The 22,830-nt window shown below is 69.8% G+C and carries 22 protein-coding genes; 14 read left to right on the top strand and 8 right to left on the bottom strand.

Annotated elements, in window-relative coordinates; genetic code table 11:
• Positions 1-104 precede the first annotated feature (104 nt).
• On the bottom strand, positions 105-317 hold the full coding sequence (locus TSO352_RS33290; RefSeq protein ID WP_158284612.1) for a hypothetical protein: 213 nt from the start codon (positions 315-317) through the stop codon (positions 105-107).
• A 310-nt stretch (positions 318-627) separates the two neighbouring features.
• Here TSO352_RS33290 and TSO352_RS20545 point away from each other — a divergent pair, with 310 nt between their 5' ends.
• The 6 genes from TSO352_RS20545 (at position 628) to TSO352_RS20520 (ending at position 5,430) form a co-directional block, all read left to right on the top strand.
• A complete protein-coding gene (locus TSO352_RS20545; protein WP_247872276.1) occupies positions 628-1,782 on the top strand; it encodes an efflux RND transporter periplasmic adaptor subunit in 1,155 nt (384 codons plus the stop codon).
• The gene (locus tag TSO352_RS20540; protein ID WP_109109108.1) at positions 1,779-2,912 is read left to right on the top strand and encodes an FtsX-like permease family protein; all 1,134 of its coding nucleotides are present in this window, start codon (positions 1,779-1,781) and stop codon (positions 2,910-2,912) included. The genes TSO352_RS20545 and TSO352_RS20540 overlap by 4 nt, the downstream gene beginning before the upstream one ends.
• A 4-nt stretch (positions 2,913-2,916) precedes the next feature.
• On the top strand, positions 2,917-3,606 hold the full coding sequence (locus TSO352_RS20535) for an ABC transporter ATP-binding protein (RefSeq protein WP_109109107.1): 690 nt from the start codon (positions 2,917-2,919) through the stop codon (positions 3,604-3,606).
• Between the two features lie 220 nt (positions 3,607-3,826).
• Entirely contained in the window at positions 3,827-4,129 is a 303-nt protein-coding gene (locus TSO352_RS20530; protein WP_109109106.1) for a metalloregulator ArsR/SmtB family transcription factor, read from the top strand.
• A complete protein-coding gene (locus TSO352_RS20525; RefSeq protein WP_109109105.1) occupies positions 4,126-5,178 on the top strand; it encodes a permease in 1,053 nt (350 codons plus the stop codon). The genes TSO352_RS20530 and TSO352_RS20525 overlap by 4 nt, the downstream gene beginning before the upstream one ends.
• Before the next feature lie 15 nt (positions 5,179-5,193).
• On the top strand, positions 5,194-5,430 hold the full coding sequence (locus TSO352_RS20520; RefSeq protein ID WP_109109104.1) for a thioredoxin family protein: 237 nt from the start codon (positions 5,194-5,196) through the stop codon (positions 5,428-5,430).
• A gap of 107 nt (positions 5,431-5,537) precedes the next feature.
• Here the strand turns inward: TSO352_RS20520 and TSO352_RS20515 are convergent, their stop codons facing one another.
• From TSO352_RS20515 to TSO352_RS20490, 6 genes are all read right to left on the bottom strand, one after another.
• Positions 5,538-8,642, bottom strand: coding sequence for a molybdopterin dinucleotide binding domain-containing protein (locus tag TSO352_RS20515; protein WP_109109103.1), 3,105 nt, complete (start codon positions 8,640-8,642; stop codon positions 5,538-5,540).
• 13 nt (positions 8,643-8,655) lie between these two features.
• Positions 8,656-9,786 carry an NrfD/PsrC family molybdoenzyme membrane anchor subunit gene (gene nrfD / locus TSO352_RS20510; RefSeq protein ID WP_109109102.1) on the bottom strand — a complete coding sequence of 377 codons (1,131 nt, stop codon included), beginning with the start codon at positions 9,784-9,786 and terminating at the stop codon, positions 8,656-8,658.
• Positions 9,786-10,535, bottom strand: a complete 750-nt coding sequence (gene dsrO / locus TSO352_RS20505; protein WP_109109101.1) for a sulfate reduction electron transfer complex DsrMKJOP subunit DsrO — start codon at positions 10,533-10,535, stop codon at positions 9,786-9,788. Before dsrO ends, nrfD begins: the two co-directional genes overlap by 1 nt.
• A 171-nt stretch (positions 10,536-10,706) precedes the next feature.
• Positions 10,707-11,336 carry a response regulator transcription factor gene (locus tag TSO352_RS20500; RefSeq protein ID WP_109109100.1) on the bottom strand — a complete coding sequence of 210 codons (630 nt, stop codon included), beginning with the start codon at positions 11,334-11,336 and terminating at the stop codon, positions 10,707-10,709.
• A complete protein-coding gene (locus TSO352_RS20495; protein ID WP_109109099.1) occupies positions 11,326-13,197 on the bottom strand; it encodes a sensor histidine kinase in 1,872 nt (623 codons plus the stop codon). Before TSO352_RS20495 ends, TSO352_RS20500 begins: the two co-directional genes overlap by 11 nt.
• Before the next feature lie 209 nt (positions 13,198-13,406).
• Positions 13,407-14,267, bottom strand: coding sequence for a DMT family transporter (locus TSO352_RS20490; protein ID WP_109110763.1), 861 nt, complete (start codon positions 14,265-14,267; stop codon positions 13,407-13,409).
• Between the two features lie 137 nt (positions 14,268-14,404).
• Between TSO352_RS20490 and TSO352_RS20485 the strand changes: the two genes are divergently transcribed.
• The gene (locus tag TSO352_RS20485; protein WP_109109098.1) at positions 14,405-15,799 is read left to right on the top strand and encodes a PLP-dependent aminotransferase family protein; all 1,395 of its coding nucleotides are present in this window, start codon (positions 14,405-14,407) and stop codon (positions 15,797-15,799) included.
• Positions 15,800-16,037: 238 nt separating this feature from the next.
• Positions 16,038-16,751 carry an AraC family transcriptional regulator gene (locus tag TSO352_RS20480; RefSeq protein WP_109109097.1) on the top strand — a complete coding sequence of 238 codons (714 nt, stop codon included), beginning with the start codon at positions 16,038-16,040 and terminating at the stop codon, positions 16,749-16,751.
• Between the two features lie 95 nt (positions 16,752-16,846).
• On the opposite strand, the gene TSO352_RS20475 is transcribed toward TSO352_RS20480, so the two are convergent.
• Entirely contained in the window at positions 16,847-17,395 is a 549-nt protein-coding gene (locus TSO352_RS20475) for a peroxidase-related enzyme (RefSeq protein WP_109109096.1), read from the bottom strand.
• A 411-nt stretch (positions 17,396-17,806) separates the two neighbouring features.
• Between TSO352_RS20475 and TSO352_RS20470 the strand changes: the two genes are divergently transcribed.
• From TSO352_RS20470 to TSO352_RS33285, 6 genes are all read left to right on the top strand, one after another.
• Positions 17,807-18,820, top strand: a complete 1,014-nt coding sequence (locus tag TSO352_RS20470; protein ID WP_109109095.1) for an alpha/beta hydrolase — start codon at positions 17,807-17,809, stop codon at positions 18,818-18,820.
• Between the two features lie 115 nt (positions 18,821-18,935).
• The gene (locus TSO352_RS20465; RefSeq protein WP_109109094.1) at positions 18,936-19,907 is read left to right on the top strand and encodes an MBL fold metallo-hydrolase; all 972 of its coding nucleotides are present in this window, start codon (positions 18,936-18,938) and stop codon (positions 19,905-19,907) included.
• A 2-nt stretch (positions 19,908-19,909) separates the two neighbouring features.
• Positions 19,910-20,935 (top strand): dicarboxylate transporter/tellurite-resistance protein TehA, encoded by a 1,026-nt coding sequence (tehA, locus tag TSO352_RS20460; protein WP_109109093.1) that lies wholly within the window; start codon positions 19,910-19,912, stop codon positions 20,933-20,935.
• A gap of 66 nt (positions 20,936-21,001) precedes the next feature.
• Positions 21,002-21,622, top strand: coding sequence for a glutathione S-transferase (locus TSO352_RS20455; protein ID WP_109109092.1), 621 nt, complete (start codon positions 21,002-21,004; stop codon positions 21,620-21,622).
• A 62-nt stretch (positions 21,623-21,684) separates the two neighbouring features.
• Positions 21,685-22,368, top strand: a complete 684-nt coding sequence (locus tag TSO352_RS20450) for a hypothetical protein (RefSeq protein ID WP_109109091.1) — start codon at positions 21,685-21,687, stop codon at positions 22,366-22,368.
• A 270-nt stretch (positions 22,369-22,638) separates the two neighbouring features.
• A complete protein-coding gene (locus TSO352_RS33285; protein WP_158284611.1) occupies positions 22,639-22,785 on the top strand; it encodes a hypothetical protein in 147 nt (48 codons plus the stop codon).
• Positions 22,786-22,830 lie beyond the last annotated feature (45 nt).

The raw sequence follows: 22,830 nt of genomic DNA, 5'->3' as shown, positions 1-22,830 counted from the left end.
ATAACCGTCACCATAGCCCAAAGGTTCGCCGGCGGGCTACATGGGTTCACGGCAGCCTGTTGCGTGGATGTGGCCGATGTCGTCGGGCACCCATGCGCCTTTGGTTATCGCGGTTTGCCCGATGTCCAGGCGCCCCACTCGTCGGGGGTCAGCTTGCCGTCCTTGTTTTTGTCGAACTGGTCGAACCGGGCGCTGCGGCGCTCCTTGGCAACGTCGGTCATCGACCCCGGACCGCCCCGCTGTGCGTCGACGAACTCCTGGCGGCTGACGCTGCCATCCTTGTCGGTGTCGAGTTGCCCGAACATCTGCTGGTGCATGGCAGCGGAGCCACCTCCCATTCCCTGCCCCATTCCCTGCCCCATTCCTTGGCCGCCCATACCACGACCCGCCCCGGATTGGGCATAAGCGGACGTCGCGCACAACAATCCCGTACAGAGTGCCGCAGCGAGGAGCCGTTTCATCAAAACCTCCTGTCAAAGCATGGTGCGATCAATAATATTAGCATACACTGATGGAACGGCTGCGGCGCCAGAATGTCGCAGGCCGGCAACGGGGAGGGGCGGGAGTTGGAATGCGCCCGGTCCGCGTGGCAAGAGACTGTGGGGAATGGACAAGGGGAATCCGGTCATGCGTCGGTGGCGCTTGGGTCTTGTGCTGATGCTGATCGCCGGTGCCCTCGCCGTCGGAGGGTGGGCGGTCTGGGTCCGCCCGGTCGCCGTCGCCGTCGCAGCGGTCGAGCATGACGTCCCCATCGAGGTCTACGGCATCGGTACGGTGGAGGCGCGCGTGCGCTCGGCGGTCGGGCTGGAGGTTGCCGGCACGGTGACGGGGCTGTTCGCCGACCATGAAGACCGCGTGCCGCAGGGTGCCGTCCTCGCCCGGCTCGACACCCGCCAGCAGGACGCCCGCGTCGCCGAGGCCGAGGCCACGCTGGGGCAGGCGCGCGCGGCGCGCGCCAAGGCGGACGCGGCCATCCTCAAGGCGAACTCGCTGCTCGACAAGCGTCGGCAGGCCGCCGGACGACGGCAGGAGCTGCTGTCCAAAGGCAGCGTGTCGGTCGAGGTGGCGCAGGACAGCGCCGCCGACCTGCGCGTCGCCGAAGCGGAGCTGGCGCTGGCGCGATCCGACCTCGCGGTGGCCGATGCATCGGTGGCCGACGCCGAAGCGCGACTGCGTTACGAATCGGCACGGCTCGACCGCTACACCCTGACCGCCCCGTTCGAGGCGCTGGTGATCGCCCGCCACAAGGAGCTGGGTGCCGCCGTCAATCCCGGCGAGCCGCTGTTTACCCTGATCGCTCCCGACAGCGTCTGGGCGCTGGTCCACATCGACGAGGCCTCGGCCGGCGGCCTGACGGAAGGGCAGGCGGCGGCGGTGCGACTGCGCTCGCTGCCCGGCCGGACCTTCTCGGCGCGCGTGGTGCGCATCGACCTGGAGAGCGACCGCGTCACCGAGGAGCGGAAGGTCTACCTGAAATGCGAGGTCTGCCCATCCCGGGTCCACCTCGCCGAACAGGTGGAGGCAACCATTGCCGTCGACGCCCTGCCGCGCGCCGTGCTGGTGCCGCAGGCGGCGGTCGACCGCTTCGACGGGCGCAGCGGCACGGTGTGGACCGTCGAGGACGGCCGCCTCGCCCGCCGCACGCTGGGCTTCGGCCGCCATACGCTGGACGGCCGGCTGGAGGTGACCGGCGGCCTGCCCGACGGCGCGCGGCCGGTCGTCGCCACGGTGTCCGGCCTGCGCGAGGGCCGGCGCGCCGAACCGCAGGAGACGACGCCATGAACCTCGCGGTGCGCGACGTGCGCCACAATCTCGGCCGTTTCCTGCTGACCTGCCTGGGGCTGAGCCTGTTGCTGGGTGTTGTGCTGTCGATGATCGGCATCTACCGCGGGCTGGTGGACGAGGCGCTGACGCTGGTGCGCTCGCCCGGAGCCGATCTGTGGATCGTCGAATCCGGCACCCGCGGCCCCTTCGCGGAGGCCTCACGCATCCCCGGCGACGAGCGTGACGCGGTGGCGCGTCTGGCCGGGGTGGCCGCGGCCGGCTCGCTGACCTTCCAGTCGGTGGAAACGGCGCACCGCGGGCGGACGCTGCGCCTGTACGTCGTGGGCTACGAGCCGGGGCGGCCCGGCGAGCCGAAACGCCTCGCCGCCGGCCGGCTGATCACCCGCAGCCATTACGAGATGCTCGCCGACCGTCGCGCCGGGCTGGAGATCGGTGAGCGCGTGCGGCTGGGCCGGGACGTCTACGAGGTGGTCGGACTGACCGACGGCGTCGTCGCGTCCGGCGGCGATCCGGTCGTCCACCTGACGCTGCGGGACAGCCAGCGCCTGCAGTTCGAGCTGGATCCGCCGGCCGCCCGCCGCGAGCTGGCGCGCGGCGGGCGGCCGGCGGGCCTCGACACGGTGAACGCGGTGGTGGCGCGGGTGCTGCCCGGCGTGCCCGAGGCCCGCGTGGCGGCGGAGGCGGCGCGCTGGAAGCACCTTGCGGCGCTGACGCAGGGGGAGCAGGAGGGACTGCTGCTGAAGTCGGTGGTCGAGAAGGCGCGCCGGCAGATCGGCCTGTTCACGGCGATCCTGATGGCGGTGTCGGCGGTGGTGATCGCGCTGATCCTCTACACGCTGACCATGGACAAGGTGAAGGCCATCGCCACACTGAAGCTGATCGGCGCGCCCGACCGCACCATCGTCGCCCTGATCGTGCAGCAGGCGCTTGCCATGGGAGTGATCGGCTGGAGCGCCGGCACGCTGCTTATCCTGCTCGCCAAGGACCATTTCCCGCGCCGCCTGCTGCTGCTGCCGGACGATGCGTTGATGCTGGGAGCGGCGGTGCTGGTCCTCTGCGTGGTGGCGAGCGGGCTCGGTGTCCGTCTTGCGCTCAAGGTCGATCCGGCGACCGCGCTCGGAGGCTGAGGTGATGGCAACGCCGCTCGTCGAGCTTCGGGGAATCGCCAAGACCTACGGCAGCGGCGAGGCCGCCGTGCACGCGCTGAAGGACACGGACCTGCGGGTCTATCCGGGGCAGGTCGTCGGGCTGCTCGGTCCCAGCGGGTCCGGCAAGACGACGCTCCTGAACCTGATCGGCTGCATCGTCGAGCCGACGCGCGGCCGCATGGACCTGGACGGTGAGACGGTCTATGACAACCGCTGGCTGAAATCCGACCTGCGCCGGCTTCGCCTGGAGAAGATCGGCTTCATCTTCCAGTTCCACAATCTTCTGCCGTTCCTCACCGCCGAGGAGAATGTCGCCGTCGCCCTCGATCTGGCGGGTGTTTCCGGCGCCGAGGCGCGGCGGCGGGCGCGGGCCCTGCTCGACTATCTGGAGGTCGGGCACCGCCGCGCGTCGCTGCCATCCCGGCTGTCGGGCGGAGAGGCGCAGCGGGTGGCCATCGCCCGCGCGCTCGCCAACCGCCCGCGCATCATCCTGGCCGACGAGCCGACGGCGGCGCTCGACTCCGGACGGGCCGGCATGGTGATGGACCTGCTCCGCCGGCTCGCCCTTGAACAGCGGGCCGCGGTCCTGGTGGTCACGCATGACGAGACGATCTTCGGCCGCTTCGATCATGCGGTGTCGCTGCGCGACGGGCAGGTCGAAGCCGGCGGGTGAAGGGCGCCGTCCGGGGCGAACCGCCGCTGTCCCGACGCTGCGCCGGGTGGCGAAGCCGGTGGTGGTGCGGGCCGGCACCCCGGCGCCGAGGCTGCCACCCGCTGCTCCTCCTGCCTGCCTGCCCGCCGGCAGGCTGTGACAGCATGCCTCACTCACGGCGTTTGATCCGGCAGGGCCGTGCGCATTAGAATGCGCTTATGCGCAAAAGCGGCTTTCGGCCATGAGCATCGACACGACGACCTCCCTGATGGCGGCCCTTTCCGACCCGACGCGCCTCGGGGCCTTGCGGCGGCTGTGGGACGGACGCGAGCACTGCGTTTGCGAGTTGACGGACCTGCTCGGCGCGACGCAGTCGCGGATGTCGCGGCACATGGCGGTGCTGAAGGGCGTGGGCCTCGTGACCGACCGCCGGGATGCCCAGTGGGTCCGCTATCGGCGGAATCCGGCGCTGGGCCCCGCCATCGCCGCGGTGGTCGACGCGGTTTTCGCCGCCATGGCGGATGAAGGAAAGGACGCGGAATGACCATCGCATCGCCCGCCGATCCCCGGCGCCCCAACACGAGCCTCTGGTTCGCGGCCACCCTGGCAGCCCTCGTCGCCTGGGTGGTGGTCTACCGCCAGCTCGTTCCCGTCTCCGACTGGGTGGTGGCGCAGCTGCCGCTTCAGCCCGGCAGCGCGGTGGCCGACGCCGTGCGCTTCTTCATCTACGACACGCCCAAGGTGCTGATGCTGCTGACGCTGGTCGTCTTCGCCATGGGCGTGGTGCGCAGCTACTTTTCGCCGGAGCGGACACGGGCGTTGCTGGCGGGCAGGCGCGAGGGCGTCGGCAATGTGGCCGCCGCCGGACTCGGCATCGTGACGCCGTTCTGTTCCTGCTCCGCCGTGCCGCTGTTCATCGGGTTTGTTTCCGCCGGCGTGCCGCTGGGCGTGACCTTCTCGTTCCTGATCGCGGCGCCGATGATCAACGAGGTGGCGCTCGGCCTGCTGTTCGCGCTGGTGGGCTGGCAGGTGGCGTTGGCCTATCTCGGGTTCGGACTGGCGGTCGCCATCGTTTCCGGCTGGGTGATCGGCCGCCTGCACCTGGAAGGCTGGCTGGAGCCATGGGTGCTGGCCGTACGGGCCGGCGCGGTGGATCTCCCGGAGGACGCGATGTCCCCCGTGGACCGCATCCGCGCGGGGATCGAGGCCGTGCGGGACATCGTCGGCCGGGTCTGGGTCTGGATCGTCGCCGGCATTGCCGTCGGCGCCCTGATCCACGGCTACGCCCCGGCGGATCTGCTCGCCGCCATCATGGGGCGGGAGGCGTGGTGGTCGGTCCCGGCCGCCGTGCTGCTGGGCATCCCCATGTACTCGAACGCCGCCGGCATCATTCCGGTGGTGGAGGCGCTGATCGGCAAGGGTGCGGCGATCGGGACGGTGCTGGCCTTCATGATGGCCGTCATCGCCCTGTCGCTGCCCGAGATGATCATTCTGCGCAAGGTGCTGACGGTCCGCCTGATCGCCATCTTCGTCGGGGTGGTGGGCCTCGGCATCCTGGCGGTCGGCTTCCTGTTCAATGCCCTGTTCGCCTGACCGAAGGAGGACACTATGAAGGACGTGAAAGTGCTCGGCCCCGGCTGCAAACGGTGCCAGACGACGGCGGAACTGGTCCAGGCCGAGGCGGACCGCCTCGGCGTGCCGGTGCGCATCGACAAGGTTACCGACTATGCGGCCATCGCCGGCTACGGCATCGTTTCCACCCCGGGGGTGGTCGTCGACGGCAAGGTCGTCCACGCCGGAGGCCTGCCGAAGACGGAGGACATCGCCCGCTGGCTGGTGGCGTGATCCCGTCATCGGCGGCTGTCCGATGATGACGCGTGCGCCGGGTGCCGGTCGGGCCGGGTGCCCCCGCGAGCCCAGCGGCCCGGGGGTCCCGGCCCACGCGGTTCGGATCATGCGGCGGCGACGCGCTCCAGCCTGGCGGGGATGCCCTGGCGAACCGCGGTTCCAGCCACGGGATCGACCCAGACCGAGGCCCCCGTCCGGGTCGGGTCGACGAGGCCGAGGTCGTTCAGGTTGATGCCGGCGGCGATGCCGGGCACCTCCGGCTGCCGGTGGTCACCGATCACATGGGTGCGGGCGCCGTATTCCCTGTGCCCGAAGCCATGCTCCACCGCAAGGACACCCGCCATGACGCCGTGGCGGACGATGGCGGTCGCCAGTTCGGCCCCACCCGGCGTGGCAATGCGGATGCGGTCGCCGGTCCGGATGCCCAACCGCCGGGCGTCCTCGACGTTCACACCGACCGGGTTCTCCGGATGCAGGTGGCGCAGCCGCGTCGCCCCGATCGTGTAGGCGCTGACCAGCACCGACTTCGAACTGACCAGTTGAAACGGCCAGTCCGCCGGCGTGTGGACACGGCTCACCGGTGTGCCGTCGGCGAAGACCGGGGGCATCCAGGTGGCGGTTCCCGGCCAGCGCCTGCCGGTGAGGCTGCTCTTCGACGTGCCGACGGCCTCGTTGTGGATCTGAAGCGGTTTGGCGAACCGGTGGGCGGCCCTGTCGCCCTCGAACCCTTCGGCCTGATTCTGGTAGCGACCGCCGCGGGCGAGGATGAAGGCGACCTTGCGCCATTCCTCCGGCTTCAACACCGCCTTCAGCGCGGGAAGCACCCGCTCCACCCCGGAAAAGGCGATGTCCTCGTCGCTGGCGTCCGGCACCGGCTGCTTGCCGAGCCAGGCGATGTTGGCGCCCGCACGCAGGTGCCAGTCCTCCGCCGTTTCAAGCGGGTGGCGGTTGCCGTCCATGTCCTCGATGGCGCCGGGGCCGAAGCCCGGCAGGCCGAGGCGCTTGGCGAGCGCGATCAGGAACGGCTCCAACTGGATCGGCTGGCCATCCGGCAGCGTGTCGGTGCGCGGGACCAGCACCGGCCAGCGGGCCGTGGTCATCTTGGTCGGCACCCCGCCCCAGGCGGAGGTCCAGCCCCAGGTCTCGTACAGCACCGTGTCGGGCACGATGTAGTCGGCGAGCGCCGAGGTCTCGTTGATGAAGGGGTCGACGGCGACGATCAGCGGCACCGTCTTCGGGTCGGCCAGCTTCTGGGCGAAGCGATGCGCGCCGGGGATGCCGTAGACCGGGTTGGCGTTCCACAGCAGCAGGGCCTTCACCGGGTACGGATAGCCGTCGACGATGCCGCTCGACACCCATTCCGTCGTCAGGCCGGGGGCCGTCGGGTACCAGGGCGCCTTCGCCGGGTAGGGCTTGCCCGCCTCCTTCCTCGCCTTGAACTCGGACGTCCTCTCGTAGGGCACGTTGCGGCCGAGCGGGAGGCCCGACGGCTTCACCTGACCGGGGAAGCTGGCGAGCTTGTAGCGCGGCCCGTCGCCGTTCTCCGGGAAGCGCCCGCCGCCGACGATGGTGCCGCCCTTCCAGTTCAGGTTGCCGAGCAGCGTGTTGATGGTCACGACCGCGAAGGCGTTGTAGAAGCCGCTGCCCGACATCATCCCGCCGTGGGCGTTCACCGCGGCCTTCTTGCCGTGGCTGGTCAACTCGCGCGCCAGTCCGCCGATCACGTCGGCGGGGACGCCGCAGGCGTCGCTGTAGGCCCGCAGGTCGAGCCGCATGGCTTCCTCGCGCAGCAGCGTGAGGCTGGTCTTCACGGCGAGATCGCCGGTCCCGGTCGCCACCGTGCCGTCATGGAACAGCGTGGCGGCGGTCGTCAGCGCGTCGTGCGCGACCGGCGCACCGGTCGCCGGGTCGAGAACGACAAAGGCGTCCTTGTCGCCGTAGCGGTCCTTCTCGTCCAGCGTCACCCAGCCCAGGTCGGAGGCGCGCAACAGGCGCCCCTCGCGCGGGTGGCCCTTCTGCACGACGACCAGATGCGTGGCGTTGCACCAGCCCGCCTCGCCCGCCGCCTCGGCCGCCTTGCCGTTGGGCTGGGACAGGTAGCGGTCGTCGATGCGCCCGTTCTCGAACATCCAGCGGATGATGCCCATGGCGAAGGCGCCGTCGGTGCCCGGCCGGATCGGGATCCAGTCGGCGCGCTCCCCGGCCGCCGCCGCCCTGGCGTTGGTCAGCACCGGATCGACGACGACGTAGCGCAGGGCGCCGTCCGTCCGGGCCTTCGCGACCAGGGTTGCCTGCCGCTTGAACGGGTTGCCCGCGTTCGACGGAGCGGTGCCGATGAAGACCACGAACTCGGCGTTGGCGATGTCGGGCTTGGCGTGCGGTTGCTGCTTGGTGTCGCCGAACACCGCACCCGACCCCGCCCGGTAGGCGCCACCGCAGTAGGAGCCGTGGCCGACCGAGTTGATGCTGCCATAGGCCTGCTGGAAGAAGCGCTGCACCAGCGACTCCCGCCCATCCGGCACGCCGGTGATCAGAGCCACCTGGTTGACCCTGGGACCGAGTTCCGGCGCCGCCGGGTCGATGGGGGTCTTGAGATCGCGCAACGCCTTCAGGCCGTCCACGGCGCCTTCGCCAAACAGGTCGCCGCCGTCGCACACCTCCCGGACCAGTTGGTCGAAGGCGATCGGCTCCCACCGTCCCGATCCGCGCGGGCCGACGCGTTTCAGCGGCGTCGTGATGCGGAAGGGCGAGGTGACATTCTCCAGCACCGCGTTGCCACGGCCGCACGCGGTGGAGCGGCCGTTCAGTCCCTTTTCCTGGAACCGCGACAGCGCCTTGAAGCTGTCCTGGACCGGGGTGCCGTAGGGCAGGAAGGGATCGGTGGACATCGGGGTGTATGGGTTGCCCGCGACGCGCAGCACGCGGTTCCTTTCGGTGTCCACCCGCACCCGCACCCCGCACAGGGTCGTGCAGCCGATGCAGCCGGTGTAGGCGACGATCTGGCCGGGGGTCAGCGCGATGTCGCCGCTGGTCGGATCGACGCGGAACTCGGGCTTGGGTGCGTTGCCGGAAATGGCGTTCTCGGGCTTTTCCCCGGCCCAGGCGCCCTTGGCGAGCTTGCGGCCGGTTTCGGAGAAGCCCCCGGCGAAGGCGGCGAGAGCGCCGCCGGCGGCGGTCGTCTTCAGAAGGAGGCGACGGGTGAAGGACATGGCGTGTCTCCGTTCACTCGGCGGCCACGGCACGGTCGGCGGCCGGAACGGCGCGGACCGGGTGGGGCGCCGATCGGGGCGGGGTCGGCAGGAGGGCGGTGATCGAGAGGAGCAGGAAGACCCACAGGCCCGCGGTGCCGACGATCCCGAGCAGGCCGTCCGGCCCGGCCGGAAGCGCGTACTCGTAGAAGCCGGCCCCGGTCTTCGGCACGGTCTGGCCGCCGATGAACACGGTCCAGCGGAACATCCAGGCGCTGTGGACGGCGATCAGGCCCGTCAGCAGGCCGGTCCCCTTCGGCTTGGCAACGGCGATGACGAAGGGCAGCGCGGTTGCCAGCACGGCCCAGATGGCGGTCACGCGCCACGCTTCGGACTTGGCGACGCTCTCCAGCGCCTCGGCGTGCGTCCGGTCGATCCCGAACAGCCCAAGCGCCAGCCAAAGACCGCCGACCACCATCACGCCGCCCAAGGCTCCGGCCAGCAGCCGGTTTGCCTGCACCTCGACCTCATGGTCGGTCACCGCGGCGAAGCGGTTCAGGAGGAGCACCAGACCGGTGGCCCCGACCAGGGCGGTCATCAGGAACTGGACCGGCAGGAAGGGCGTGTGCCACAGCGGGCGTGCCTTGACCACGGCGACTTCGGTGCCCGTGTAGAGCGCGACCAGGGCGGCCCCGGCGAGGACGACGAGGCCCGTGCCGCGGATCAGCCGGTCGTTGCGCCCGCCGCCCAGGGCGGCCAGCCGGTAGAGCGCCGCGAGGCGGCTGTCCACCCGGCCCTGCTGCTGGAACTCCTCACGGAAGCAGGCCCAGCCATGGACCAGCAGCCCGGTGACGTAGAAGGGGATGAAGAGCGAGCCCCACCACATCCAGGATGTCGGGCGGAGCACGACGTAGAAATGCCAGAAGCGGCCCGGCTGGTGCAGGTCGGACAGCAGCGCCACCGGTGCGGCCAGCCCACAGGTCAGCGCCACCAGCAAGGCGACGCGGCCGAGCCGGCGCCACTCCTCCCGGGCGAAGGCGTAGCCGGGCAGGCTCAGCAGCAGGCCGCCGACGGACAGGCCGATCAGGAAGAAATACTGCACGGCCCAGGGAAGCCACGCGACCTCACGGGTCACGTTGATGATTTCAACGATGTTGGTGTCCATCAGGCGTGCTCCTTCCCGGCGAGAGACCGTTCCGCGTGCGCGCTGGGGCGCCACAGGGTCGGCGTGCCGTCCACCCGGCCTTGGAACTTCGGGTCCAGGCCGACGTAGAAGACCCGCGGCTGGGTGCCCTGCTCGGGTTTCAGCACCTTCAGATCCTGCTCGCGGACCAGTTTCGACACCGTGCTGCCCGGGTCGTTCAGGTCGCCGAAGATGCGGGCGCCGCCGACGCAGGTCTCGACGCAGGCGGGCAGCAGCCCGGCGTCCACGCGGTGGACGCAGAAGGTGCATTTGTCGGCGGTCTGGGTCTCGTGGTTGATGAAGCGCGCGTCGTACGGGCAGGCCTGGACGCAGTAGGCGCAGCCGACGCAGACGGTGTTGTCCACCACCACGATGCCGTCCCTGCGCTGGAAGGTGGCGCCGGTCGGGCAGACCGGGATGCAGGGCGGATCCTCGCAGTGGTTGCACAGGCGCGGCAGCATGTAGGTGCCGCTGCTGTCATGCTCCGTCACCTCGTAGGTGGAGACGATGGTGCGGAAGCTGTTCTCCGGAACGTCGTTCTCCATGATGCAGGCCACCGTGCAGGCCTGGCAGCCGACGCACTTGCGCACGTCCACCACCATCGCCCAGCGGTGTGCCGGATCACCGCCCTTACGCGCGACAGCCGCCTCTGCGGGAGCGGTCGACAGCGTGGCCGCTCCCACCGTGGCGGCGCCGGCGCCGAGGCAGAAGTTGCGCCGTGACTGGTCCATGACGGGTCCCTTCGCACCTGTTCCGTGACGCCCGCCGATCCGCAGGCGCCGTCGTGCAAGGCTACTTGGCGGGCTCCGGTGCACCCATTGGGAACTTTCCTAGTCTTTATAGGATCTTCCCCAGTGACAGCATGTCGCGGCCACGGCCCTGTCGTCACGGAAGGCGCGGCCTTATTCGGCCTCGATGAGCAGCCGCGTCAGGTCGGCGACGGAGCCGACCTCCAGTTTCTCCATGACGTTGTGGCGGTGGACCTCGACCGTCTTGGGGCTGAGGTTGATCTCCGCGGCGATCACCTTGTTGAGCTTGCCCGCCACCACGAGGTGGGCAACCTGCCGTTCCCTGGGCGTCAGGCGAGCCAGCAGCGACCGGACCCGGGCCTTGCGGGCATGCGCCGCCCAGCTTTGCGTCGATGTCTCCAGCGCCTCGTGGACGCGATCGAGCAGCAGCTGATCGTTGAACGGCTTCTCAAGAAAGTCGACGGCGCCACCGCGGAAGGCGCGAGCCGCCATCGGCACGTCGGCGTGGCCGGTTATGACCACGACCGCCAGCATCGACCCGGCCCGTGCGAGCATGTCCTGCAACTCCAGCCCGCTCATCCCCGGCATCCGGACATCGGTGACGAGACAGCCCGGCTGGTCGGGCCTGAGCGCGCGCAGGAACTCCTCCGCCGACGCGAAGCTCCGCACCTCCAGCCCGAGCGAGCCGATCAGCCACCCCAGCGAATGGCGCATCGCCGGATCGTCGTCCACCACATAGACGGTCCGGGGCGGCGGGGCGGCGGTGTCCGCGTCACGAGTCATGCGTCTCGCTCTCCTCTATGGCCGGCAGGACGAAGCGCATCGTCAGGCCGCCGCCGGGGTTGTCCGTGGCCCAGAGATGGCCGCCGTGGGCTTCGACGATGGTTCGGCAAATCGACAGCCCCAGTCCCATACCATCGGGCTTGGTCGTGAAGAAGGGCGCGAACAGCCGCGCCCGCGCCTCCTCGGACAGGCCATGGCCCTGGTCGGTCACCGCGACCTCGACCCGTCCTTTCCCATCGCGCCCGGTGCGGACACGCACGGTGCGGCGGGTGTCCTCCGCCGCACCGGGCGCCGTGCCGACGGTCGCGTCGAGGGCGTTCTTGACCAGATTCAGCACCACCTGCTCGATCTGGACGCGGTCCGCCAGCACGGGTGGAAGATCGTCCGAGAGGGCCAGGGCGATCGGAACATGTCCGTTGTGCGCCTGACCCTGGCACAGGGTGATGGCGGCCTGGACGGCTTCGTTGATGTCCGTCGGCTCCATCTGGGGTGCCCGCTTGCGCACGAAGTTCCGGATCCGCGCCATGATCTGCCCGGCCCGCTCCGCCTGCTCCGCAATGGCTCCCGTGACCTCCGCCAGTTGAGCCGGGTCCAGCGTTCCCGCCTCCAGGCGCCGAATACAACCGCGGGCGTAGTTGGCGATGGCGCCAAGCGGCTGGTTCAGTTCGTGCGCCAGATTGCTGGCCATCTCGCCGAGGATGGAGAGGCGGGCGACATGGTCCATCTCCTTTTGCCGCTCGCGGGCCGTCTCCTCCGCGCGGCGGCGCTCGGCCATCTCGTGGACGAGATCGCGGTTGGCGGCGCGCAGTTCAGCGGTGCGGACCTTGATCAGGTGCTCGACCCGCAGCGAATGGACCGCCCACCACAGCAGCGCCAGGGCACCCACGGCGAGCCACTCCCAATGCTCGCGCGCCACGTCGACCAGGGAGACGTCGCGCAGGTAGCGATAGGGTCCGATGCGGAGGGCCCGGAACAGCGCATGGACCGGCTGGTAGTCGAGCGGCACCGTCCAGCCCTCATAGCCTCCCGCCCTGGCCGCGGGATGGTCGTCGGGCATCTGGAACAGGGCGACCACCACCGCCTTTGCCAGCTCCTCCGGCGTGGACGCCAGCCGGGCGAGAGGCCAGTCCGGGTAGAGGTCGGTGGAGAGGGCGCAGTCGAAGCCCGGCACGGTCTTCGGCGCGAGCACCCGAAACCGCCGCGCGTCCACCCGGCCCTCGGCCACCAGCTCCTCGAGCAGGCAGGCCCGCAGCACGCCGACATCGCTTTCGCCGTCGCGGACCGCGAAGGCGACGCGGTCGATGGGAAAGCCGGAGAAGCGGAGTTCCTTCAGATCCCGATAGGGATCGACACCGGCCTTGAGCATCTCGCCCCAGGCGACCTGGAAGCCGCCGAAGGCGTCCGGGTCGATCGCCATCACGGTCCGTCCCCTGAGATCGCTCAGGTCGCGGATGTCCTCACGGTCGGCCCGGACGATGACGGTCGATCCGATCGACCCGCCCGAGGCCCCCGCGCGGGACGAATGGAGCGTCGCGATGCGGGTGACGCCGTAGCGTGCCTCGAGTTCCACATAGTTGCCGGTGTTGGTCAGCACGAAATCGAGGGTTCGGGCCCGCACGGCCGCGTCCATGCCCGACAGGTCGAGGGGCACCATGACGGCCCCGCGTTCCGGAAAACGCTCGGCGAGATAGCGGATGGTCGGCTCCCACACCGCGTTCGCGTGGTCGCCGCCCCGGTAGGCCAGCACGCCGACACGGACGGGCGGCTCGGCCGCGGCGCCGTTCCCCGCCGCCAGCCCGACCCACAGGGCGACGCATGCGCCAGCCAGCGTCAGGCGGCTCGGTCGAGCTATGGTGCGCATCGATTCCTCGGGTGCGGGCCTGGACAACAGACCGGGAAACCGGTGGGGCGGGTCGCGCCCGTGTCGCGCGCCGAATACACCCTTCCGCCGCCGCTTTCAACCGGCGTTCCGAGCGTGGGGGAGGGCAGCCGGTCCGCTGGGTGGCGTGCCCGCCGGAACTGGCTTCCGTCTTCCTGTGAGGGCTTCCTGACCGGGCGGGGCCCCGCCGCTCACGCGAACTTCTTGGCGCCCGCGACGCACAGGACGACCAGCCCGGTCACCGCCATCATCGTCCAGGCGACCGGCTCGCGCAGCAGCAACCCTGCCAGGGACAGGCCCAAAAAGGGCTGGAGCAACTGCAACTGCCCCACACCCGCGATGCCCCCAAGCGCGAGCCCGCGATACCAGAAGACGAACCCGATCAGCATGCTGAACACCGAGACATAGGCGAGGCCGATCCAGGCCGGTGCGTTGAGACCGGGCCATGCGTCGGGCATCGACGCGAGCGCGATCGCCGCCATGACCGGCGACGTCAGCACGAGCGCCCAGCAAATGACCTGCCAGCCGCCGAGCCGGCGCGACAGGACCGCCCCCTCGGCGTAGCCGAGGCCGCAGAGCAGGATGGCCAGCACCATCAGGAGGTCGCCGGTGAAGGAGGCGTTGTCGCTCTGCGACAGGGCGAAGCCGGCGACGGCGAGGCTTCCCAGCCCCGAGAACAGCCAGAAGGCCAGCCTCGGCCGCTCCTTGCCGCGCAGCACGCCGAAGACGGCGGTGGCCAGCGGCAGGAGGCCGATGAAAACGACCGAATGCGCCGAGGTGATGTGTTGAAGGGCAAGCGCGGTCAACAGCGGAAAGCCGATCACGACGCCGAACGCCACAACCGCGAGCGACGCAAGGTCCCTGTGGACGGGACGTGCCTGCCGCAGCATCAAGAGCAACGCGGCGCCCAACGCGGCGGCGATCACCGCCCGCGCCGATGTCAGGAACACCGGGGAGAAGCTGCCGACCGCGATGCGCGTCGCCGGCAGCGAGCCGCTGAAGATGACGACACCGAGCATCCCGCTGCCCCATCCTGCTGTGGATCGCCGCATCATGGCTCCCTTTCCCCACCCCGGTCTCTTCACGGCGATGCTAGCGTGACGGGTCCTGGCGCAGACAGAGACAGTTCCATACAATTCCAACGAACTGTATTGGGTATGGAAGCAACACACATGGCGGCGGTCGGATCATGAGAAGCAGAACGGGCACCCGCACCGGCGACGTGATGGACGCAATCCGCCGGAGGATGGCGAGCCGCGCCCTGTCCCCCGGTGAAAAGCTGCCCTCGATCCGCAGCTTCGCCGACACCATGGGCGTGTCACCATCGACCGTGGTGGAGGCCTACGACCGGCTCGCGGCCGAGGGTGTGATCCGGTCGCGGCCGGGCTCCGGCTTCTACGTGTCCGGCGCCATGCCACCGCTCGCCCTGGCCGAGGTTGAACCACGGCTCGACCGGGCGATCGATCCGTTCTGGGTGTCGCGGCAGTCGCTCGATGCGGGTACGGACATGCTCAAGCCCGGATGCGGCTGGCTGCCGGCCGACTGGATGCCGAACGCTGCGATCCGCCGCGCGATCCGCCAGCTCGCGCACGCCGACGACGCCGTGCTGGCGGATTATGGCGGCACGCGCGGATCGCTCCCACTGCGCCGACTGCTGGCGCGCCAGTTCGCGGACGAGGGGATCGCGGCGGGTGCCGATCAGATCCTCCTGACCACCTCCGGAACCCAGGCGATCGACCTGATCTGCCGCTTCCTGCTGCGTCCCGGTGATGTGGTGCTGGTCGACGACCCCTGCTACTTCAACTTCCAGGCGCTGCTGCGCGCCCATCAGGTGCGGATCGTCGGGGTGCCTCATACGCGGACCGGGCCGGACCCGGACCGGTTCGCCGAGGCGCTGACGACGCACCGGCCCCGGCTCTACATCACCAACTCCGCGCTCCACAACCCGACCGGTGCGACGCTGTCGCCGCAAACGGCCTACAAGCTGCTCAGCGCCGCCGCGGCGCATGAGGTCACCATTGTCGAGGATGACATCTTTGCCGGCTTCGAGCCGGAACCGTCGCCGCGCCTGGCCGTCCTTGACGGGCTGGCCCGGGTCATCCGGATCGGCAGCTTCTCCAAGACGCTCTCCGCCTCGATCCGCTGCGGCTATATCGCGGCGCGGCCGGACTGGGTGGAGGCGCTGGTCGATCTGCAAGTCGCGACGAACTTCGGCGGTCCGAGCCCTGTCGTGGCCGAACTCGTCGTCGCGACCTTGAGCGACGGCAGCCATCGCAAACATCTGGAGGGTCTTCGCCGGCGTTTGGCGCGGCTTCGGCGCGAGACGGCCGCCACGCTCGAATCGCTCGGCCTGCGCCCGTGGCTGTTGCCGCGCGGCGGCTTCTATCTCTGGTGCAGCCTGCCGGATGGCCGGGACGCGGCCGACGTCGCGCGTGCGGCGTTGCGCGAGAACGTGATCCTCGCCCCCGGCAACGTGTTCAGCGTCACTCAATCGGCGTCCGCGTTTCTGCGCTTCAACGTCGCCCAGATGGGCGATCCGCGCGTCTTCGACGTGCTGGCCCGCGCGCTGGCCGCGAGGGAGTAAGACCAGCGGCGCCGGCCGTCGACCGGTGTCGCCTGAAGGCCGCGCCGCTGCGGGGGCATTCGGCGTGGTGGTGGCGGAGGCGGCCCAAGCCTCGCCCCAGGCCCTGAAACGATGAGCACGGGCAGTATGGCGTGACCGGCAAGTTCATTGGCGTTCCCGGCCAGTCACGTCCGGCGTTCGGGCAAGCATATTCCCCTGACGGCCCGACCCGGATGCGCCCCCTCGCCCTGGCCGGTGCATGACCCGCCTGGCCCGCTTCAAGCAACTGTGCGCACCGGAGCGGATGAGTTTTTCCAAGGATGGCATGGATTGCGTCGTCACGGTCGAATGGCTGCATGCGGCGGGGGAGGTGCCAACGTCGCTGACGGACGCGACCTTCGTGTCGATCGTCGAACTCGGTCGCCGGGGGACCGGCGCACGGCTCGTGCCGCGCCGGGTCGAATTCACGCGCCCGGACGACGGGGGCGGCGTGCACCGGGACTATTTCGGTTGCCCGATCCGTTTCGGCGCCGGCCGCAATGCCTTGGTCCTGGACGCGGCGGACCTCGATCGCCCGTTCCCGGGCCATAATCCGGAGCTTCTTGATATCCTGAACCCGGCGCTCGCCTCGGCGCTTTCCGAACTGGAGGCCCGGAGTTCGACCGGCGAACAGGTCAAGATCATGCTCAAGCGCATCCTGGCCAGCGGACGGCCCGAGATCGCGGATGTCGCGCGCGAGCTTGGCCTGAGCGAGCGGACCTTGCAGAGGCGGATCACCGGCGAGGGCAAGACCTTCCGCCAGCTCCTCGTCGAGGCGCGGCAGGATCTTGTGCGGCAACTGCTTCAGGATCCCTCGGTCGAGATCAGCGAGGTCGCCTTCCTGCTGGGCTACGAGGATGCGAACTCGTTCTACCGCGCCTTCCGGTCCTGGGAAGGCACCACCCCCGCTCAATGGCGGGGGTTGCGATCGTGATCGTGTCCCGCGGCGTGGCGTCGGGGGGAAGGGGCCGACACCGCCGTCCGGGGTCGGCGGGGCCGGCCCCCTTGGGGGGTGCCGGGTGAAGGGCGTCAGTCCGTCGTGAAGCCGATCACCTTGGGGAAGTCGACCTCGGTCTTGAAGACCTCGTTGAAATAGTTGGTGAAACTGTTCAGGGCGACGTACTGCACGATTTCCACCAATTCACCGTCCGTGTAGCCGGCGGCACGAACCGCCTCCACGTCGGCTTCCGAAAGGTCGCCGCGTTCGCGGGCGACCTTGACCGCGAAGCGCACGGCCGCGTCCGCCTTGGGATCGTTCGACGCACCATGGCGGTTCGCGGCAATCTCGCCGTCGTCGAGCTTGGCGGCATTCTTGCCGAAGAAGGTGTGGGCCGACAGGCAGTAGCCGCAGTGGTTCACCTGCGCGATCGCCAGGGCGATCCGCTCGCGCGTGGCGGCCGGCAGCGTGCCTTTCGCAAGAGCGCCGGACATCGCGAGGTAGCCTTCGAGCGCCGCGGGGCTGTTGGCGATGGTGCCGAAGACGTTCGGCACCCGGCCGATCTGCTTCTGCACGGCTTGCAGAAGAGGACGCGCTTTCTCCGGGGCGTTTTCCAGCTGATAGGTCGGGATGCGCGGCATGGTGTTCTCCTTTGAGTGGGCCGAACCATTCGGTGAGGAGAACGCTAAGACCTTCCGCACGCCGGAACGAGTTATGGGCTGCAAAGCGTTGAAAGGCTCTGTTAGCCGACGGACGGGGGGCGGATGGCCTCAAGGCCGGCGGGCTCCCGCGACGCCGTCGATGGTCTTTCCGTGCCGGTGCACACCGGGCAGGCGCCGTCGCTTTTCCTGAGCGAAATCCGCTTTTTTCCCGACCGGATGTCTTGGTGCCCAACGCTTTTCCGGGCGTCCGGGCCGCCGGTGTGCGGCCCGTCCGGTCGGACCGGACACGGTCTTACGCAAACTCACGACGCTTAACTCGCCAGTTGGCACCGGGGCGGCGGACGATCCAGTCACCGGATCGAGCCGGATCGCCAACCCAGGGAGGTGCCAATGAGGAATCAGGATCAGGCCGGGCGTTTCGACCGGCGCAGGCTGCTGGCGGCGGCCGCTGCCGGAACGGCGGCGCTCCCCCAGGCGGCGGGTCTGCTTGCGGCGTCGGCCACGGCCACCCAGCTGCTCGCCGCCACGCCGAGCCAGGCCGCGACGCAGCCCCAGCCGGCGCATCCGTCGAAAGGCCATACGGCGACCACGATCACGACCAGGGATGGCACCCAGCTCTATTACAAGGACTGGGGCAAGGGTCAGCCGATCGTCTTCAGCCATGGATGGCCGCTCTCCTCCGATGCGTGGGAGGACCAGATGTTCTTCCTCGCCAGCCAGGGGTTTCGCTGCATCGCCCATGACCGCCGCGGCCATGGCCGGTCCCAGCAGACTTGGCACGGCAACGACCTGGACACCTACGCCGACGACCTCGCCGATCTGGTGCAGGCACTTGATCTGCGCGGCGCCGTGCATGTCGGCCATTCCACCGGCGGCGGCGAGGTCACCCGCTACATCGGCCGCCACGGCACCTCGCGCGTGGCCAAGGCGGTGCTGGTGAGCGCCATCCCGCCCTTCATGCTCAAGACGGCCGGCAACCCCACCGGCCAGCCCAAGGAGGACTTCGACAAGGTCCGCGCCGCCGTCCTCGCCGACCGGACGCAGTTCTGGAGGGATCTGAGCGTCCCCTTCTTCGGCTACAACCGCCCGGGCGCCAAGGTGTCGGAGGGCGTGCGCGAGCAGTTCGTGTTCCAGTGCATGATGGCGAGCTTCCCGGCCTCCTATCTCGGCATCCAGGCCTGGTCGGAGACGGACCTGACCGAGGATCTGAAGAGGATCAACGTCCCGACGCTCGTGATCCACGGCGATGACGACCAGATCGTGCCGATCGCCAACTCGGCCCGGCGCTCGGCGACGATCATCCCGAAGGCGACGCTCAAGGTCTACGAGGGCGGGTCGCACGGCATCGCCGCCACCCTCAAGGACAGGCTCAACCAGGACCTCCTGGCCTTCGTTCGGACCTGACCCCGGCTTGGCCGGGAGATCGTCCGCCCCCGTCCCCGACCTGATTCCCACAGCCAGAGCGCGGCACGGCGCTTCGGACGGTCACGCCGAAGCGAGAGCGCTCAAGGAGCATCCGATGTCCCCAGCGCATCAACCCGACCTCTCCCGCCGCGGATTCTGCCTCTGCTGCCTCGGCGGCATGGCGTTCGCGGCCGGCGGAGGCTGGCTCACCCCGGGCCAGGTCTTCGCCCGGGCCCGCGGCATCGTCGACGGCATCCGCGATGCGGCGGCCGAGGCGCCGATCACCGTTCACAAGCTGCGCGGCAATGTCAGCGTGCTCGTGGGCTCCGGCGGCAACATCGGCGTGCTCACCGGGCCGGACGGCAAGGTCCTCGTGGACGCCGGCATCACCGCCTCGCGCGTCCGCATCAAGGAGGCGTTGCAGGGCCTCAGCCGCGACCCGATCCGGCACCTGATCAACACGCACTGGCATTTCGACCATGCCGACGGCAATGAATGGGTGCAGAAGGAAGGGGCGACCATCTTCGCCCACGAGAACGCCCGCAAGCGGCTCGCCATGGCGCAGCGGGTCGAGGATTGGGACTTCGACTTCCCGCCCTCGCCGCCCGCCGCCCTCCCGACCGAGATCCTCTCGGCGGACCGGACGCTCATCCTGAACCGCACCCGGCTGGCGCTGAAGCTCCACGACCCCGCCCACACCGACGGCGACCTGTCGGTGACCTTCGAGGAGCCCGACATCATCCATGCCGGAGACATCTACTGGAACGGCTCCTATCCGTTCATCGACTACTCGACCGGCGGCAACATCAACGGGAACATCCGGGCCGTCGACTCCCTCATCGCGGCGGCCACGGACCGGACGATCATCATCCCCGGCCATGGTGAGCCCGCCAGCAACAAGGCGGAGCTGCGGGCGTACCGCGACATGCTCGTCGCCATTCGCGATGCCGTTGCCACCCTGAAAAAGCAGGGCCGGTCCGTCGACGAGATCGTCGCCGCGACGCCGACGGCCGCGTTCGACGCGAAATGGGGCAAGTTCGTGATCGGCCCGGCCTTCTTCACCAAGCTCGTCTATCAGGGCGTCTGACCATGGCAGGGCGTCTGACCATGGCCAGACGCCCTGGGCTTCCGATCATACCGGCGTCGTTTTTCGGAATCGTCCTCGGCCTCGCCGGCCTCGGCGGCACCTGGCGGGCGGCGCATCAGGCCTGGGGGCTGCCGGCTGCCGTCGCCGACGCGATCATGGCGGTGGCGACCCTGGTCTGGGCGTCGCTTCTGCTCCTCTACGCCTGGAAGTGGATCGCCGCGCGCGAGGCGGCGTTGGCGGAGCTGGCGCACCCGGTTCAGTGTTGCTTCGTCGGGCTCGCCGGCGTCGCGACCATGCTCGTCGCCGGCGGCGCCATTCCCCATTCACGCACCGCGGCGATCGTCCTGTTCGCCGCCGGCTGCGCCTTCACGTTCGGCTTCGCCGTCTGGCGGACCGGCGGCCTGTGGCTCGGCGGGCGGGACCAGGGCGGCACCACCGCCGTGCTCTACCTGCCGAGCGTGGCCGGCAGTTTCGTGGCGTGCACCGTCGGCGCGGCGCTCGGCTGGCCGGACTGGGGGCGGCTGGCGTTCGGATCCGGCCTGTTCTCGTGGCTCGCCATCGAATCCGTCCTGCTCAACCGGCTGCTCACCACCCCGGGCCTGCCGGGCGCCCTGCGGCCGACCCTCGGCATCCAGCTGGCACCGCCCGCGGTCGGCGCGGTGGCGCTGCTCACCGTCGCGCCCGGCGAAGCGGACCTCCTTGCGGAGGCCATGATCGGCTACGGGCTGCTGCAGGCCCTCGTGCTGCTGCGGTTGCTGCGGTGGATCACGCGGGAGCCGTTCACGGCCTCCTACTGGTCCTTCGCCTTCGGCGCCACCGCGCTGGCCACCGCACCGTTGCGGCTGATCGCCCAAGGGAAGGGCGGGGCGGTCGAGGTCGTGGCGCCGGTTCTCTTCGTCCTGGCGAACCTGCTGGTTCTGGGCATCGCGGCGGGCACCGTGTTCCGTGCCGCGCAACGCCGCCTCTTTGCCCCGCCCGACGGCGGCGGCCACGCAGCGGACGTGGGCCACGCAACAGACACGGGATGAACACTCCGAACATCCCAGCCGACCGGTTCAGACCCAATCCATCTCTATCCAAACGGGAAAAAGACCATGAAGATCTATCACCATCCGCTCTCCGGCCATTCCCATCGTGCGCGGCTGTTCGCCTCCCTGCTGGGCATCGAGCACGAGCTGGTCGAAGTCGACCTGATGTCGGGCGCCCACAAGAAGCCCGACTTCCTGGCCCTGAACCCGTTCGGGCAGGTGCCGGTCCTGGTGGACGACAACGGCACGGTCATCACCGATTCCAACGCCATCCTCGTCTACCTCGCCATGAAGCTCGGCCGGACCGATTGGCTGCCGGAGGATCCGCGGGGCGCCGCCGCTGTCCAGCGCTGGCTGTCGGTCGCCGCCGGAGAGGTCGCCTATGGTCCGGCGGCGGCCCGGCTCATCACGCTCTTCGGCTCCCGCCACAATCCGGAGGAGGTGATCGGCCGGGCGCATACCCTGCTGAAGACCCTCGAATTCCATCTGGCCGACAGCGCTTGGCTGGCGGCCGATCGGCCGACCATCGCGGATGTGGCGCTGTACAGCTACATCGCGCGCGCTCCCGAGGGCAACGTCGACCTGTCCGCCTATCCCGCTGTGCGCGCCTTCCTGCGCCGGATCGAGGCGCTGCCGGGCTTCACGCCGTTCGTCGAGATGCCGGTCGGGCTTTCGGCGGCCGCGTGACGCGCTGACCGGGCGCGCTGGAAACGGCGCGCCCCACGCAACCGAACAGGAGGGCAGGCCGGATGGACAACCTGTTGTCAGAGACGAAATCGACCGTGTGGCATTCCGGTGAACGGACCTTGCAGGAGCAGGTCGGTGTCGCGGACCAGATGGAACTGGTCGGCCAGCGGGTGATCCGCGGCATTCTCCTCGACCAGCACCGCGACTTCTTTGCGCAATTGCCGTTCGTCGTGCTGGGCAGCGTCGACCGCGAGGGCGACGCATCGGCGACCCTGCTGACGGGCCGTCCCGGTTTCCTGTCCGCCCCCACGCCCGACGCCCTTCACATGGACGTCCGGAACGAGCCCGGCGACCCCGCGAGCCAAGGCATGATGCCCGGTGCCGCGGTCGGACAGCTGGGGATCGAACTGCACACCCGCCGGCGCAACCGCGTGAACGGCCGCCTGCGGGCGTCGGCTGCGGGCGGCTTCGAGCTTGAGGTCGACCAGAGTTTCGGGAACTGCCCCCAATACATCCAGCTGCGCCGTTATGGATTTGTCCGGGAGCCCGGCGGGAATCCCGCGGGAGCCGCCATGGTGAGCGGCCTGCTCGACGACGGAACCTGCCGTACGACGCTGCCCGCGGGGGCGGTGACGTATCTCAAGGAGCCGGAAGCGACGGTTGCCGAGGGCGAGGTGCTGATCTGCGGCGCCGTCCCGGCCGCGCCCGACGGCGACGGGGACGGCCAGCTCCGACTGGCGCTCTGATCCCCGGAGGCTGCGGCGGCGCTGGTGGCCGGCCGCCACCCGTGCCGAACCGCGCGCCGGGCAACACAGCCGTCATGCACGCAACGGTACAGAGGGACGGAAGGTGAAGCGATGATGATGATGACAGGACAGCGAACCGCGCGCACCCGGGTCGACGTGACGCCGGCCTGCGTGAGCGCCCCGATCGTCGGCGACAGCAGGCCGACGGCCCCACGGGACGCGTCGGCGCGAGCCTGGGACGGGCGGCGGCTTCGATGCGAGATGGCCTGGATGCTGCGCAGACAAGCCGCCATGCTCGAGCTGGACGGCGACCACGCGACGGCCAGGCAACTGCTGGCACAGGCGCGTCGCCTGGTCTGCGTGCAGGTGGTGGCCGCGTCCGGCCGGCACGGCGTCGACGAGGTGATCCGCCTGTAGCGGTCGCACGCCCGGTCCTCCTCACGCCATCTCACAAGGCCTAAC

Origin of the sequence: Azospirillum sp. TSO35-2 (assembly GCF_003116095.1) — a bacterium.
Lineage (GTDB): Bacteria > Pseudomonadota > Alphaproteobacteria > Azospirillales > Azospirillaceae > Azospirillum.
The sequence above is the reverse complement of the archived record's forward strand: the minus strand, read 5'-3'. Positions and strand labels throughout refer to the sequence as shown.